This is a genomic window from Duganella sp. S19_KUP01_CR8, from assembly GCF_036688705.1.
GTDB lineage: Bacteria > Pseudomonadota > Gammaproteobacteria > Burkholderiales > Burkholderiaceae_D > Rugamonas.
Genome location: NZ_JAQQPR010000008.1, coordinates 90676 through 105768, shown reverse-complemented (window position 1 = coordinate 105768; position 15093 = coordinate 90676). Strand labels below are relative to the sequence as shown.

Genomic DNA, 15093 nt, shown 5'->3' with positions numbered 1-15093 from the left:
CTCATTTATAAAGGACAGCCGTAATCTGGAGACCTTCACTACAAGGGGAACCAAAAAATGCTGTCCAAGAAAATTATTGCTGCTGCTATTCTCGCCGTCACCGCCGTCGCTCCAGCCTTGGCGGCCGAAATCTCTTTGCTGAACGTGTCCTACGATCCGACCCGTGAGCTGTACCAGGACGTCAACGCCGCCTTCGCCAAAAGCTGGCAAGCCAAGACCGGCGACACGCTGAAAATCAAGCAATCGCACGGCGGCTCCGGCAAGCAGGGCCGCGCCGTGATCGACGGCCTGGAAGCGGACGTGGTCTCGCTGGCGCTGGCCTACGACATCGACGCCATCGCCGAGCACAAGCTGCTGTCGCCGGACTGGCAGAAAAAGCTGCCGCACAGCAGCACGCCGTACACCTCGACCATCGTGTTCCTGGTGCGCAAGGGCAATCCTAAAGGCATCAAGGACTGGAACGACCTGGTCAAGCCTGGCATCGCCGTCATCACGCCGAATCCGAAAACCTCCGGCGGCGCCCGCTGGAACCACCTGGCCGCCTACGGCTATGCGCTGCGCCTGCCGGGCGGCAGCGAAGCGTCGGCCAAGGACTTCCTGAGCAAGTTGTACAAGAACGTGCCGGTGCTCGATTCCGGCGCGCGCGGCGCCACCACCACCTTCGTCGAGCGCGGCATCGGCGACGTGCTGATCGCCTGGGAAAACGAAGCGCTGCTGGCGATCAAGGAACTGGGCCCGACCAAGTTCGACATCATCGCGCCGTCGGTGTCCATCCTGGCCGAACCGCCGGTGGCCGTGGTCGACAAGGTGGTCGACAAGCGCGGCACCCGCAAGGTGGCCGAGGCTTACCTGAACTTCCTGTACACCGATGAAGCTCAGGAAATCATCGCCAAGAACTACTACCGTCCGGCCGTGGAAAAAGAGGCGAAGAAATACGCCGCCCAATTCCCGAACGTGAAACTGTTCAAGCTGTCCGACGTGGCCGGCGACTGGACCAAGGCGCAGAAGACCCACTTCGCCGACGGCGGCCTGTTCGACCAGATCTACCAACCGAAGTAATCATGAACGGCGCGCTGGCCCAGTTTCGCGTGTTGATTGCGCCCGGTCTGCATAACAGCGGACCGGAGCACTGGCAAAGCCGCTGGCAACGGCTGTTCCCCGCTTTCGAGCGAGTGCAGCAGGACGATTGGGACGTGCCGGACCTGCCACGCTGGTCGGCCCGGATCGACCAGGCCCGCCGCGCGGCGGGCGGCGACCAGCGGCCAACGCTGATCGTCGCCCACAGCTTCGGCAGCCTGGCCACGGTGCACAGCCTGGCGCGCGATCCGTCCGGCGTGGCGGGCGTGCTGCTGGTGGCGCCGGCCGATCCCGATAAATTCAATGTCGCGGCGCAGCTGCCGCAGCAGGCGCTGCCGGCGCCGTCCATCATGGTCGGCAGCACCGACGATCCGTGGATGGCGGCGCCGCGCGCGCAGCTGTGGGCGCGACGCTGGCGCAGCCGCTTCATCGACGGCGGGCCGCTGGGCCACATCAATGCCGAGTCGGGGTTGGGTGATTGGCCCGAAGGCCTCGAAACATTGTATTTTTTAGCAGAAAAGGCGCAGAATAGCAGGCTGACGGCGAACTGAAAGCCGGTGTTCTTTTTCCCATCTGGAGCTGACCATGACGATACGACTGGGCGATACCGCCCCTGATTTTGAACAAGATTCTTCCATCGGCAAGCTGCACTTTCATGAGTGGGCTGGCAATTCCTGGGTGGTGCTGTTCTCGCACCCGGCCGATTTCACGCCGGTCTGCACGACCGAGCTGGGCCTGACCGCCAAGCTGAAACCGGAATTCGACAAGCGCAACGTCAAGGCGATCGCGCTGTCGGTCGACCCGGCTGAATCGCACCAGGCCTGGATCGCCGATATCCAGGAAACGCAGGGCACCGTGGTCGGTTTCCCGATCATCGCCGATGCCGACCGCAAGGTGTCCACGCTGTACGACATGATCCACCCTAACGCTTCGACCACGGCCACCGTGCGTACGCTGTTCGTCATCGATCCGAACAAAAAAGTGCGCCTGAGCCTGACCTACCCGATGAGCACCGGCCGCAACTTCGACGAAGTGTTGCGCGTGATCGACGCCCTGCAACTGACCGACGGCTACACCGTGGCCACCCCGGGCAACTGGAAAGACGGCGACGACGTCATCATTCCGCTGACCGTGCAGGATCCGGACGTGCTGAAGCAAAAGTATCCTAAGGGTTATACGGCAGCACGCCCTTACTTGCGCGTCACACCCCAGCCAAATAAATAACGCATAAGCAAATAAGGATTGCGTTGTTTGGATATTCCCCTAGAGTAGTTACTCTGCAGTCTACTCTTGGGGATTTGCATGGATTTGTCATTTGTCGCATCTGGTTTCGGGGTCGGCCTGCTGGTCGGCATGACTGGCGTGGGCGGCGGCTCGCTGATGACGCCGCTGTTGACGCTGTTGTTCGGTGTTTCGCCTGCGGTGGCGGTCGGCACCGACCTGGCCTTCGCCTCGCTGACCAAGGGCGTCGGCACCTTCACCCACCGCATGCGCGGCACGGTGCACTGGGAAATCGTGCGCCGCCTCTGCCTCGGCGCCTTGCCGGCCGCTTTGCTGGCCAGCATCTCCCTCAAATATTTCGGTACGCTCAACAAGGAAATCGGCCAGGTCATACGCTATATGATCGCCGGCTCGGTGATGCTGACCGTGATCGCCTTGCTATTCAAACGCAAGATGCTGGAGTGGGTCATGGCCCGTCCCGAGCGCCAGTTGCAGGGCAGGACGTTGTCCATCGCCACCATCGTCTCCGGCGCCGTGCTGGGCACGCTGGTGACCATCTCTTCGATCGGCGCCGGCGCCATCGGCGCCACCTTGTTGGTGATGTTGTACCCGCGCCTGACCGCCGCCGAAGTGGCCGGCACCGATATCGCCTATGCCGTGCCGCTGACGGCCATCGCCGCCGTCGGCCACTGGTGGCTGGGTTCGATCAACTGGAGCTTGCTGCTGACCTTGCTCGTCGGTTCGCTGCCCGGCATCACCATCGGCGCCTACGCCGCCCGCGCCGTGCCGGAACGCCTGCTGCGCGGCTTGCTGGCCTTCACCCTGGTCGCGGTCGCCGCCAAGTTGGTTTCTTAAAAACCATATAGCGTAAACGTCTAACCAAATGAAAAATGCTTCGTTTGTAATATGAAGCGCAGATGAGATTATGCAGCCCTTATAGAAGAATTTGTAATAAGGGAGCATCTATGTCAGCAGTTCTCGCTGCGCCCGTCACGGCGTCCAGCGCCGTCCGGGGCGCGCCTTTCCGCGTCATGCCGGGGTTCCGGCTGTCGCTGGGATTCACCATTTTCTACCTGACGCTGATCGTCCTGATCCCGCTGTCGGCTGTATTCCTGAAGACCTTCACGCTGAGCTGGGAAGGCTTCTGGAGCGCGGTGACATCGGCGCGCGTGATGGCCTCTTATAAGCTGACCTTCGGCGCCTCGCTGCTGGGCGCCTTTGTTAACGTCATCTTCGGCGGCATCGTCGCCTGGGTGCTGGTGCGTTACGAGTTCCCCGGCAAGCGCATCATCGATGCCTTGGTCGACCTGCCGTTCGCGCTGCCCACCGCCGTGGCCGGCATCACCTTGACGGCCTTGTATTCGGCCAACGGCTGGTTCGGCCGTTTCCTCGAAGGCACGCTGGGTTTCAAGGTGGCGTTCACGCCGATCGGCGTGGTGGTCGCACTGACCTTCATCGGCTTGCCGTTCGTGGTGCGCACCGTGCAACCGGTGCTGGAAGACGCCGAACGCGAACTGGAAGAAGCCGCCGCCAGCCTGGGCGCCAACGCCTTTCAAACCTTTACCCGTGTGGTGTTCCCGACCATCCTGCCGTCGCTGATGACCGGCTTCGCGCTGGCCTTCGCGCGCGCCACCGGCGAGTACGGCTCGGTGATTTTCATCGCCGGCAATATGCCGATGGTGTCGGAAATCACGCCGCTGTTCATCATCACCAAGCTGGAGCAGTACGACTACGCCGGCGCCACCGCGATCGCGGTGGTGATGCTGGTGGTGTCTTTCATCATGCTGTTGACCATCAACCTGTTGCAAGCCTGGGCTCGCGGAAAGTCTGGTAAATAATGAGCGCCGTTCCAACAACCATACCGCGCCGTCGTGGCGAGCTGCCGTCGGCCCCGCAAACGCTGGAGCCGCGCTGGGTGCGCATCGCGCTGATCGCCATCGCGCTGACCTTCCTCACGCTGTTCCTGTTCGTGCCGCTGGTGGCTGTATTTGTCGAGGCCTTCCGCAAGGGCTGGCAAGCCTACCTGGCCGCCATCATCGAAGACGATGCGATCTCGGCCATCAAGCTGACCCTGATCACGGCGGTGATCGCCGTGCCGCTGAACCTGGTGTTCGGCGTGACCGCTTCGTGGTGCATCGCCAAGTTCGAGTTCCGTGGCAAGAGCATCCTGCTGACCCTGATCGACCTGCCGTTCTCGGTGTCGCCGGTGATCTCAGGCCTGATCTACGTGCTGCTGTTCGGCGCGCAGGGTTGGTTCGGTCCGTGGTTGCAGGAGCACGACATCAAGATTTTGTTCGCGGTGCCGGGCATCGTGCTGGCCACCATCTTCGTCACCTTCCCGTTCGTGGCGCGCGAGCTGATCCCGCTGATGCAGGCGCAGGGCAACGAGGAAGAGGAGGCCGCCATCGTGCTGGGCGCGTCCGGCTGGGACACTTTCCGCCGCGTCACGCTGCCCAACATCAAGTGGGGCCTGCTGTACGGCGTGATCCTGTGCAACGCCCGGGCGATGGGCGAGTTCGGCGCGGTGTCGGTGGTGTCCGGCCACATCCGCGGCGAGACCAACACCGTGCCCTTGCAGGTCGAGATCCTCTACAACGAATACAACTTTGCCGCCGCCTTTGCCGTGGCCTCGCTGCTGGCCTTGCTGGCGCTGGTGACGCTGGCCCTGAAATCTTTCATCTCTTGGCGCCTGAACGAATCGATCGCCGACGACCTGCGCACAACGGAGTAATGCCATGACCATCGAAGTTAAAAACATCAACAAGCGTTTCGGCGATTTCGTCGCTCTCAACAATGTGTCGCTGGATTTTCCGCAGGGCGAACTGACCGCGCTGCTTGGGCCTTCCGGCTGCGGTAAGACCACGCTGCTGCGCATCATCGCCGGCCTCGAACATCCTGACTCGGGCCAGGTGCTGCTGGACGCCAACGACGCCTCGCACCGCCACGTGCGCGAACGCCAGGTCGGCTTCGTGTTCCAGCACTACGCGCTGTTCAAGCACATGACGGTGTTCGAGAACGTCGCCTTCGGCCTGCGCGTCAAGCCGCGCGCCGAGCGGCCGTCGGAAGACCAGATCCGCCGCAAGGTCAAGGAACTGCTGGAGCTGGTGCAGCTGGACTGGCTGGCCGACCGTTATCCGCCGCAGTTGTCGGGTGGCCAGCGTCAGCGCATTGCGTTGGCGCGCGCATTGGCGGTCGAGCCGCGCGTGCTGTTGCTGGACGAACCGTTCGGCGCGCTCGACGCCAAGGTGCGCAAGGAACTGCGCCGCTGGCTGCGCCGCCTGCACGACGACCTGCACGTGACCTCGATCTTCGTCACCCACGACCAGGAAGAGGCGCTGGAAGTGGCCGACCAGGTGGTGCTGATGAACAAGGGTAACGTCGAGCAGATCGGCGCGCCGGACGAGGTCTACAACCATCCGGCCTCGCCGTTTGTGTACGGCTTCCTCGGCAATGTGAACATGTTCCACGGCCGCGTGCAGGACGGCATCCTGGCCAGCGGCGACGCATCCTTCACCGTGCCGGGCCAGCCGTCGGCCGACGGCAAGGGCACCGCCTATGTGCGGCCGCATGACCTGGAGATCGACCGCTACACGCCGGGCGCGGAAGGCATCGTCGTCAAGCTGCGCCGCGCGCATGCGATCGGCCCGCTGGCCCAGCTGGACCTGGAGCGCAGCGATACCGCCGAGTTGATCGAGGCGGTGATGTCGAATGAACGTTATAGCCAACTGCAATTGAAAGAAGGCGAAACCCTGGTAGTGCGTCCCAAGCGCCTGCGTGTATTTGTTGATGGCGGAGTCTCCTTATGAATTTCCAACAACTGCGGTCGATCCGCGAAGCCGCGCGACGCGGCTACAACCTGACCGAAGTGGCGAACGCGCTGTTCACCTCGCAGCCCGGCGTCAGCCGCCAGATCCGCGAGCTGGAGGACGAGCTGGGCGTGGTGATTTTCGAACGCAACGGCAAGCGCCTGACCGGCATGACCGAACCCGGCAAGGGCATCCTGAAGATCATCGAACGCTTGCTGATCGAGGCGGAAAACCTGCAGCAGGCCAGCCTGGAATACACCGGCCAGCAAAGCGGCACCTTGAGCGTGGCGGCCACCCACACGCAGGCGCGCTACGCGCTGCCCAAAGTGGTGCAGAGCTTCCGCACGGCTTACCCCGACGTGCGCATCGCCTTGCAGCAGAGCGCGCCCGAGCACATCGCCGAATGGATTTTGTCCGGCAAGACCGACATCGGCATCGCCACCGAGGGCCTGTCGCAATTCCCGGACCTGGTGTCCTTCCCTTGCTACCGCTGGAGCCATTTGATCGTGGTGCCGGACGGCCACCCGCTGCTGGCGCGCTCGCCGATCCGGCTGGAAGACCTGGCCGAGTTTCCTCTGATCACCTACGACGTCGGCTTCACCGGCCGTGGCCATATCGACGCGGCGTTCGAACGCGCCGGCGTCAAGCCCGACATCGTGTTGACGGCGATGGATTCGGACGTCATCAAGCAGTACGTGGCGCTGGGGCTGGGCGTGGGCATCGTCGCTTCGATGGCCTTCGACCACGGCCGCGACAAGGGCATGCGCGCGGTGGAGGCGTCGCACCTGTTTGCGCAAAACACCACGCGGCTGGCGGTGCGGCGCGGCGCCTATTTGCGCTCCTACGCCTACCACTTCATCCAGGAGTTCGCGCCCGACCTGACCCGCGCCGATATCGACGCGGCCTTGAACGGCGGGGATTTGACCTGATGTGGCGGCCAGCAAACAGTCTGCTAATTTTTTCCGTCAGGCATGGCTGATTGACTCTATACTCAAACTCATAACTAGCTTGCAGCAACCAAGAATTTAAGTCCGTTGGTCTTACTCTGGGGAGCACATGATGGGTATCGGGAACTGGAAGATAGGAGTCCGGCTCGCTGCCGGACTGGGCGTGTCGATGGTGTTCATGATCGGCATTTCGGCCATCGGCATAGGCAATCTTGGCAAGTTGAATAACAACACCCAGGATCTCCAGGCCGACAAGATACCCAAGGTCATACTGGCGTACGAAACGATAGGCGGTCTCAACGACGTGGCGCGCGCCATGCGCAACGCCATGCTGTCCAAGGACCCCGAAGTCGTCAAGGCGGAACTGGCGCGGGTGGAGCAGCGCAAGGCCGACAACGCCACCCGTCTCGACAAGCTCGGCGTGCTGATCGCCGACGATGAGGATCCGCAGAGCAAGGCCAAGCTGCAAGCCGTGCTGGAAGCGCGCGACAAATACACGGTGGTGCAGACCGCCTTCCTCAAGATGTCGGCCGACGACAGCAAGCGCGAAGAGTCGGTCAGCTATCTGCTGACCACGGTACGCAAGGAACAAACGGCCTACCTGAATGCGCTGACCGAGCTGGTCAAATTCCAGAACGGCGCGATCGAAGAGGCCAGCACAGTGGCTGAACACTCCTACGCCAGCTCACGCAACATGATGGTCTTGCTGACGGTGATCGCCACCGCGCTGGCATCGTGGGTGCTGTACTGGATCACGCGCAGCATCACCCAGCCGCTGAACCGCGCCGTCGGCATGGCGCAGGCGGTGGCGGGCGGCGATCTCACCATGCAGATGGAGTGCGACACCACCGATGAAACCGGGCTGCTGCTGCGCGCGCTGATCGACATGAACGACAGCCTGGCGCGCACCGTCGGCCAGGTGCGCTCGGGCACGGATACCATCGCCACCGCCTCCAATCAGATCGCCAGCGGCAACCTGGATCTGTCCAGCCGCACCGAGCAGCAGGCGTCCAGCCTGGAAGAGACCGCGTCGTCGATGGAGGAACTGACGTCCACCGTGACGCAGAACGCCGAGAACGCGCGCCAGGCCACCAAGCTGGTGGTGGCGGCGTCGGACTTCGCCACCAAGGGCGGGCAGGTGGTCGGCCAGGTGGTGACGACGATGGGCGCGATCAAGGAAAGCTCCGGCAAGATTGTCGATATCATCAGCGTGATCGACGGCATCGCCTTCCAGACCAATATCCTGGCGCTGAATGCTGCGGTGGAAGCGGCGCGCGCCGGCGAGCAGGGGCGCGGCTTCGCGGTGGTGGCCTCGGAGGTGCGCACGCTGGCCCAGCGTTCTGCCAGCGCCGCCAAGGAAATCAAGGAATTGATCGCGCGTTCGGTGCAGACGGTGGACGCCGGATCGCTGCTGGTCGACGAGGCCGGCGCGACGATGGATGGCATCGTCAAGGCGGTCAAGCAGGTGGCCGACATCATGACGGAAATCAGCGCCGCCAGCAGTGAGCAAAGCACGGGGATAGAACAGGTCAACCAGGCCATCGTCTCGATCGACGATGTGACGCAGCAGAACGCCGCGCTGGTGGAAGAAGCCGCCGCAGCCGCGCAAAGCATGCGCGACCAGGCGGACTTGCTGGCGCAGGCGGTCAGCGTGTTCAAGCTGGCGGGACAGCCGTCGTATTCGACGCCGTCCCGCAAGCGGACCTTGCTGGCCGCCCCGGCCTAGCGCCGGGTCTGAATTACCAGCTGTATCACCAGCTGTAACCCGCCTTGGCGTAGTAGTAGCGGCCGTTGAAGCCGTTCGGCGCGAAGCCGCTGTAGGGATTGATGCCGTTGTTGTTGAGGTTGCCCGCCGACGTGACCTGGTCGGGATAACGATTGGTCACGTTGTCGATGCCCGCGCTCAGGCGCCAGTTCTTGTTCAGCTTGACACTGCCGGACAAATCCAGCACCCACTGCGGATCGTAGACCTGGTCCAGCGTGGCGTTATTCTGCGGCACGGTGAAGCTGCCGTAGCGCGTCACCACGCCGCGCGCGCCCCAGGCGCCAAGCGACCAGTCGGTTGCCAGGCTGAGCTTGTCCTTTGGCGAACCGACGGTCAGGCGGTTGATGGTCTGGCGATCGATCAAGGTCAGGCCGTTGGCGGTCAGGATGGCCGGGTTGGCGTTCACGTGCTCCAGCGAGTTCTTGTTGTGGTTGTAGGCCGCGGTGAAGTCGTAGCGGCCCGCGCCCGTCGTTTCCCAACGGTAGGTGCTGACCACGTCGACGCCGGTGGTGCGCGTATCGATGGCGTTGGTGAAGTAGCGGCCGGCGCCCACCAGGATGCCCTGCTTGGCCAGCGCCGCCTGCAAGGCCGGCGACAAGGTCATGTTGGCCGACAGCGCCACGCGGTCGTCGATGTCGATGCGGTAGGCGTCGACCGAGGTGTTCCAGTTGCGGGTCGGCGCCCATTGCACGCCGAGGCTGTAGTTGCGGGCTTTCTCGGCCTTCAGCGGGGTCGCGCCCAGCGCCGACGCGGCGGCGCTGCCGACCGCGAAGGTGCCGGTCTCGATCGGCGTGTTGACATTGTTCACCACCGAGAAGTTGGTGGTGGTGATGGTGTAGAACTGCTGCGCCAGCGACGGTGCGCGGAAGCCGGACGAGGCCGTGCCGCGCAGCGACAGCGCCGGCGTAAACGCATAGCGCGCCGAACCCTTGGCCGAGGTGGTGCTGCCGAAATCGCTGTAGCGCTCATGGCGCAGCGCGCCCGAGGCCGAGAACTGCTTGGTGATTTCCGCTTCCAGGTTGGCGTAGATCGATTCGTTGTGGCGGCTGTTGCTGCCGGCGTTGACCGGGCGGAAGCCGGAGAAGCCCTGCGCGCCGGTGCCGATGTAGGACGCTTCGTCGCCGGCGCCGATCTCGTATTTCTCGTGCCGTGCCTCGACGCCCAGCGCCACCGTCAGCGGGCCGCTGAAGGCCGCCACCGGATATTCCTTGGCGACGTCGAAGTTGAACAGCTGCTGTGTGTTCTTCAGCTTGCCGGCGTAGAAATGGGTCGGGCTGGTTGCGCTCAGCGTCTGGTTGACGGTGTGGTCCAGGTCCAGCTGGAATTCATTGCTGCCGTAGTTCAGGCTGGCGTCCCAGCGCCATCCGCCCGCTTCGCCGCGCAGGCCGGTGACCAGCGAGGTATCGGTCGATTCGCTATTCTCCAACGGCAGGAAGCCTTCCGGGTACAGCGGCGTGCGCTGCGCCGTGCCGTTCAGCGCGGTGCGCCAGGTGGCGGCGGCCGAGGTGTTGCGCTGGCCATAGTTGGCGAAGGCGTACCAGTCGATATCGTCGTTGATGCGGTACTGGCCGTTGACGAACACGGTGCGCGGACGGGTTTCCGGATCGCCGAAGCGCTGGTTGACCTTGCCGTAGCGCGGCTCGGCCGGGTTGCGCAGGTCGGGGCCGGCGCGGTTGGTCGGGTCGCGGTCGGACGCTTCCAGCGCCACCCGCACCCAGCCCTGGTCGCCCAGGTTGAAGCCGGTGGAGCCGCGCAGCGTGATGGCCTTGCCGTCGCGCTTCTGGTATTCGCCGAAACCCACTTCGGCCTCGCCGCCGGCCGCGCCTTTTTTCAGGATGATGTTGATCACGCCGGCAATCGCGTCCGAGCCGTACTGGGCTGCCGCGCCATCGCGCAGCACCTCGATGTGGTCGATGGCCGCCAGCGGAATCGCGTTCAGGTCGACCGGCGCCGAGCCGCGGCCCTGGGTGCCGTTGACGTTGACCACCGCCGTGGTGTGGCGGCGCTTGCCGTTGACCAGCACCAGCGTCTGGTCCGGCGACAGGCCGCGCAGCTGCGCGGGGCGCACGGCGTCGCTGGCGTCGGCGCCGGACGGGCGCGGGAAGTTCATCGACGGCAGCAGACGGCCCAGCACGGTGGCCAGTTCGCTCGATCCGCTGGCCTGCAATTCCTTGGCGCCGATGACATCGACCGGCGATTCGGAATCGATGGTGCGGCGGTTCTTGGCATAGGTGCCGGTGACGACCACGGACTGCAATTCACCGTCGGCCACGGCTTGCTGGGCAAAGGCGGGGATGACGACGGTGGCGATCAGGCTGCTGAGCAGGAGGGGACGGACGAGATGGCGTGTGCTCATGTGACGGTCTTTCTACGTTGGTGATGAGGAAAGCTTACCAGTGCGCAAAGTTGCTGCACACGAATGGTTACGTCTAATGATATTCAAGATTTGGATAACGTGCAGGCGCGCCAACCTTTTCGCGCATTAGCGGCGGGGGAGTGTTGTTTAAAAGCGCGGGCAGCCGCAAGTCATTCCCGCGTACGCGGGAATCCATGCTGAAGTGATGTCGGCCGGCGTTCTATGGATTCCCGCCTGCGCGGGAATGACGCTATTGGCCGGGATTGGGAATCGCGGCGTGGATGGCGTCCACTTGCGCCAGTACTTCGTCCGGCAGTTGCAGGCCGTAGGCGTCGATGTTTTCCTTCAGCTGCGCCAGGTTGGTGGCGCCGATGATGGTCGAGGCGACGAACCAGCGCGAGTAGCACCACGCCAACGCCAGCTGGGTCGGCGTGATGCCGTTGGCGCGCGCCAGCGCGGCGTATTGCGCCACGGCCGACAGCACCGCCGGCCGCAGGTAGCGCGGGCTCCAGCTCACCGGGAACATGGTCAGGCGCCCCTTGGCTTTCGGGTCGTCGTGGTACTTGGCCGTCAGCTGCCCGAAGGCCAGCGGGCTGTAGGCCAGCAGGCTGACGTTCTCGCGGAAGCAGGTCTCGTCCAGCAGGCTGGTCTCGAAATGGCGCGCGGTCAGGTTGTACAGGTTCTGGATGGTGGCGATGCGCGCCAGGCCCTGCATCTCGGACTGCTTGATGAACTCGTTCACGCCCCAGCACGATTCATTGGACACGCCGATCGCGCCGATCTTGCCTTCCTTGATCAGCGCGCCCAGCGCGGCCAGCGTTTCCTCGATCGCCACGCATTCGCGCTCCAGCTTGGGATTGAAGGCGTTGGAGCCGAACACCGGCACGTTGCGGCTGGGCCAGTGCAATTGGTATAAATCGATATGGTCGGTTTGCAGCCGCTGCAAGCTGGTCTCGACCGCCGCGCGCAGATTGGCGGCGTCGAAGTTCTGCGTGCCGCCGCGCACCCAAGTGATGTGCGGGCTGGGCCCGGCGGCCTTGGTGGCCAGCACCACCTTGCTGCGCGCGCCGCTCTTCTTCAGCCAGCTGCCGATGTAGCGCTCGGTCGAACCCTGCGTTTCCGCGCGCGGCATCACCGGATACATTTCCGCCGTGTCGATGAAGTTGACGCCGCGTTCCAATGCGTAGTCCAGCTGGCTGTGCGCGTCGGCTTCGGTGTTCTGCTCGCCGAAGGTCATCGTGCCCAGGCAGATCTTGCTGACGTTGAGATCGCTGGTTCCAAGTTGTGTCTGCTGCATGCCGCCTCCTTTTATTTGCCGCGTACGGCGTCCGCGCAATCGCGCACCAGCGCCGGGCCCGCGTAGATCAGGCCACTGTACAGCTGCACCAGTTGCGCGCCGCAATCCATTTTGACCTTGGCATCGGCGCCGCGCATGATGCCGCCCACGCCGATGATGGGCAGCGCATCGCCCAGCTCGGCCTTGAGCAGGCGGATCACCGTGTTGGAAAACTCGAACACCGGCGCGCCCGACAGGCCGCCCGCCTCGGCGCCGTGCAGCATGCCGGTGACGGCGTCGCGGCTCAGCGTGGTGTTGGTGGCGATCACGCCGTCGATCTTGTGGCGCAGCAGCGCGTCGGCGATGTTCTTGACCTGGTCGCCATCCATGTCCGGCGCGATCTTCAGCGCCAGCGGCACGTAGCGCTTGTGCTGGTCAGCCAGGCGCAGCTGCGCCTGCTTCAAGGTGCCGAGCAGGCCGTCCAGTTCCGAGCCGCCTTGCAGCTGGCGCAGGTTCTTGGTGTTGGGCGACGAGATGTTGACCGTCACGTAGCTGGCGTAAGGGTAGACTTTTTCCAGGCAGTGCAGGTAGTCGTCGGTGGCGCGTTCGATCGGGGTGTCGGCGTTCTTGCCGATGTTCAGGCCCAGCACGCCGGCCTTGTCCTGGTAGAAACGCGACGACTGCACATTGGCGACGAAGGCGTCGACGCCGCCGTTGTTGAAGCCCATGCGGTTGATGATGGCGTTCGCCTCCGGCAGGCGGAACATGCGCGGCTTGGGATTGCCCGCTTGCGCGCGCGGCGTCACGGTGCCCACTTCGATCGAGCCGAAGCCCAGGTCGGCCAGCGCGTCGATGTAGGCGCCGTCCTTGTCGAGGCCGGCGGCCAGGCCGACCGGGTTCTTGAAGGTAATGCCCATCACGGTGCGCGGATCGGCCTTGGGCTGCTTGACCAGCTTGGTCAGGCCCAGGGCGGAGGCGCGCTTGAGTGCGGGAAGGGTGAAATGGTGGGCGGCTTCGGCGTCCATCGAAAACAGCATCGGACGGGCCAGCGAGTACAGGAATTTTTCGGACATGGGGGAGCTCTTGTTGTAGTTCCCCGTATTTTATCAGGCGTCCAGCACGCTCCACACGCCCTTGATGCGCGCCTCGAGCGGCTTGAAGTTGGTTTTGTAGGACATTTTCGGACTTTCCTTGATCCAGTAGCCCAGGTAGACATAGGGCAGCTTCAGTTCGCGCGCCTGGGCGATCTGCCATAAAACGTTGAAGGTGCCGTAGGAAGCGCCTTCGACATCGGGATCGAAGAAGGTGTAGACCGACGACAGGCCGTCCGACAGCACGTCGATGATGCTGACCATGCGCAGCGTGCCGTCCGGCTCGCGAAATTCCACCAGCCGCGTGTTGACCCGGCTTTGCAGCAGGAATTGCGCGTACTGGTCGCGGCTGTCCTGGTCCATGCCGCCGCCGGCGTGGCGCTTGCTCTGGTAGCGCAGGTAGAGGTCGTAGTGCTCGTCCGAGAACGACAGCGTGGCGACGCCCGCCGTCAGGTCGCCATGCCTGGCCCAGGCGCGCCGCTGGCCGCGGCTGGGGCCGAACTGGTCGGCCACCACCCGCACCGGGATGCAGGCCTGGCAGCCGTCGCAATACGGACGGTAGGTGAAGATGCCGCTGCGGCGGAAGCCGTTTTTCACCAGTTCGGAGTAGACGTCTGCGTTGATCAGGTGCGAAGGAGTAGCCACCTGCGAACGCGCCTGGCGCGCGTCCAGATAGCTGCAAGGGTAGGGCGCCGTGGTGTAAAACTGCAGCGTCGCGAAAGGCAGATCGTTCAGGTGCGTCATGCACGTCCTATCGAGGGCGGGTGGTTTAAACCTATGATAGCGCCAAGTTTCGCAAGGCGCTTGTCACCTTTAGCTTAACTGTCCGCAGCCAGTGGTGCAATGGGTTCCCACACGGTGATCTGAGGCAATTCAATATTGTTGCGCAGATGCGCCAGGAATTGCGCACGGGGAATCGGCGCCGCGCCCAGCGAAGCCAGGTGGCCGGTCTCCTGTTGGCAATCGATCATCTTTACACCGTGCTGGCGCAGGAAGCGCACCAGGTAGGCCAGCGCGATCTTGGAACCGTCGGTGACGCGGGCGAACATCGATTCGCCGTAGAACATGCGGCCTATCGACACGCCGTAGGCGCCGCCGACCAGCTGGCCGTCCAGCCACAGCTCGGACGAGTGCGCGTATCCCAGCTGATGCAGACCGGTGTAGCCGGCGATGATGTCTTCCGAGATCCAGGTGCCGGGGCCGTCCCGGCGCGGCGCGGCGCAGGCCCGCATCACCTGCTCGAAGGCGCTGTCGAAGCGCACTTGCCAGCGGCCGCCGGCGGCCATCTCGCGCTCGACCTTGCGCAGGGTTTTCTTCAGGCTGTCCGAGATGCGGAACTGCTCGGTCATCAACACCATGCGCGGATCGGTGCTCCACCACAGGATGGGCTGGCCTTCGGAAAACCAGGGGAAGATGCCGTTGCGGTAGGCCAGCAGCAGCCGCTGCGGCGACAGGTCGGCGCCGGCCGCCAGCAGGCCGGGCGCGTCGGTGGTCAGCGCCTGGGCGACGTCGGGGAAGGGGCTATCGGTTTCCAGCCACGGGATCATAGGGACA

At 64.0% G+C, this 15093-nt stretch carries 14 protein-coding genes; 9 read left to right on the top strand and 5 right to left on the bottom strand.

Going from position 1 to position 15093, the window contains the following annotated elements; all coding sequences use genetic code 11:
- Window positions 1-57 precede the first annotated feature (57 nt).
- The 9 genes from V6M89_RS10345 (at window position 58) to V6M89_RS10305 (ending at window position 8777) form a co-directional block, all read left to right on the top strand.
- A complete protein-coding gene (locus V6M89_RS10345; RefSeq protein WP_332853111.1) occupies window positions 58-1059 on the top strand; it encodes a sulfate ABC transporter substrate-binding protein in 1002 nt (333 codons plus the stop codon).
- A 2-nt stretch (window positions 1060-1061) separates the two neighbouring features.
- The gene (locus V6M89_RS10340; protein WP_332853110.1) at window positions 1062-1628 is read left to right on the top strand and encodes an RBBP9/YdeN family alpha/beta hydrolase; all 567 of its coding nucleotides are present in this window, start codon (window positions 1062-1064) and stop codon (window positions 1626-1628) included.
- 34 nt (window positions 1629-1662) lie between these two features.
- Window positions 1663-2301 carry a peroxiredoxin gene (locus V6M89_RS10335; RefSeq protein ID WP_332853109.1) on the top strand — a complete coding sequence of 213 codons (639 nt, stop codon included), beginning with the start codon at window positions 1663-1665 and terminating at the stop codon, window positions 2299-2301.
- A 78-nt stretch (window positions 2302-2379) separates the two neighbouring features.
- Window positions 2380-3153 (top strand): sulfite exporter TauE/SafE family protein, encoded by a 774-nt coding sequence (locus V6M89_RS10330; protein WP_332853108.1) that lies wholly within the window; start codon window positions 2380-2382, stop codon window positions 3151-3153.
- 110 nt (window positions 3154-3263) lie between these two features.
- Window positions 3264-4136 (top strand): sulfate ABC transporter permease subunit CysT, encoded by an 873-nt coding sequence (gene cysT, locus V6M89_RS10325; protein ID WP_332853107.1) that lies wholly within the window; start codon window positions 3264-3266, stop codon window positions 4134-4136.
- A complete protein-coding gene (gene cysW / locus V6M89_RS10320) occupies window positions 4136-5029 on the top strand; it encodes a sulfate ABC transporter permease subunit CysW (RefSeq protein WP_332853106.1) in 894 nt (297 codons plus the stop codon). Before cysT ends, cysW begins: the two co-directional genes overlap by 1 nt.
- A 4-nt stretch (window positions 5030-5033) precedes the next feature.
- Window positions 5034-6104, top strand: a complete 1071-nt coding sequence (locus V6M89_RS10315; RefSeq protein ID WP_332853105.1) for a sulfate/molybdate ABC transporter ATP-binding protein — start codon at window positions 5034-5036, stop codon at window positions 6102-6104.
- Window positions 6101-7033: a CysB family HTH-type transcriptional regulator gene (locus V6M89_RS10310; protein ID WP_332853104.1), complete on the top strand. Its 933-nt coding sequence runs from the start codon at window positions 6101-6103 to the stop codon at window positions 7031-7033. Before V6M89_RS10315 ends, V6M89_RS10310 begins: the two co-directional genes overlap by 4 nt.
- Window positions 7034-7163: 130 nt before the next feature.
- Window positions 7164-8777, top strand: a complete 1614-nt coding sequence (locus V6M89_RS10305; protein WP_442881968.1) for a methyl-accepting chemotaxis protein — start codon at window positions 7164-7166, stop codon at window positions 8775-8777.
- Between the two features lie 25 nt (window positions 8778-8802).
- Here V6M89_RS10305 and V6M89_RS10300 read toward each other — a convergent pair whose 3' ends face one another.
- From V6M89_RS10300 to aat, 5 genes are all read right to left on the bottom strand, one after another.
- Entirely contained in the window at window positions 8803-11172 is a 2370-nt protein-coding gene (locus V6M89_RS10300; protein ID WP_332853102.1) for a TonB-dependent receptor plug domain-containing protein, read from the bottom strand.
- A 250-nt stretch (window positions 11173-11422) separates the two neighbouring features.
- Entirely contained in the window at window positions 11423-12469 is a 1047-nt protein-coding gene (locus V6M89_RS10295; RefSeq protein ID WP_332853101.1) for an aldo/keto reductase, read from the bottom strand.
- Window positions 12470-12480: 11 nt separating this feature from the next.
- On the bottom strand, window positions 12481-13521 hold the full coding sequence (locus V6M89_RS10290) for a quinone-dependent dihydroorotate dehydrogenase (protein WP_332853100.1): 1041 nt from the start codon (window positions 13519-13521) through the stop codon (window positions 12481-12483).
- Between the two features lie 33 nt (window positions 13522-13554).
- Window positions 13555-14283 (bottom strand): arginyltransferase, encoded by a 729-nt coding sequence (locus tag V6M89_RS10285; protein ID WP_332853099.1) that lies wholly within the window; start codon window positions 14281-14283, stop codon window positions 13555-13557.
- A gap of 74 nt (window positions 14284-14357) precedes the next feature.
- The gene (gene aat / locus V6M89_RS10280) at window positions 14358-15086 is read right to left on the bottom strand and encodes a leucyl/phenylalanyl-tRNA--protein transferase (protein WP_332853098.1); all 729 of its coding nucleotides are present in this window, start codon (window positions 15084-15086) and stop codon (window positions 14358-14360) included.
- Between the last annotated feature and the right edge of the window lie 7 nt (window positions 15087-15093).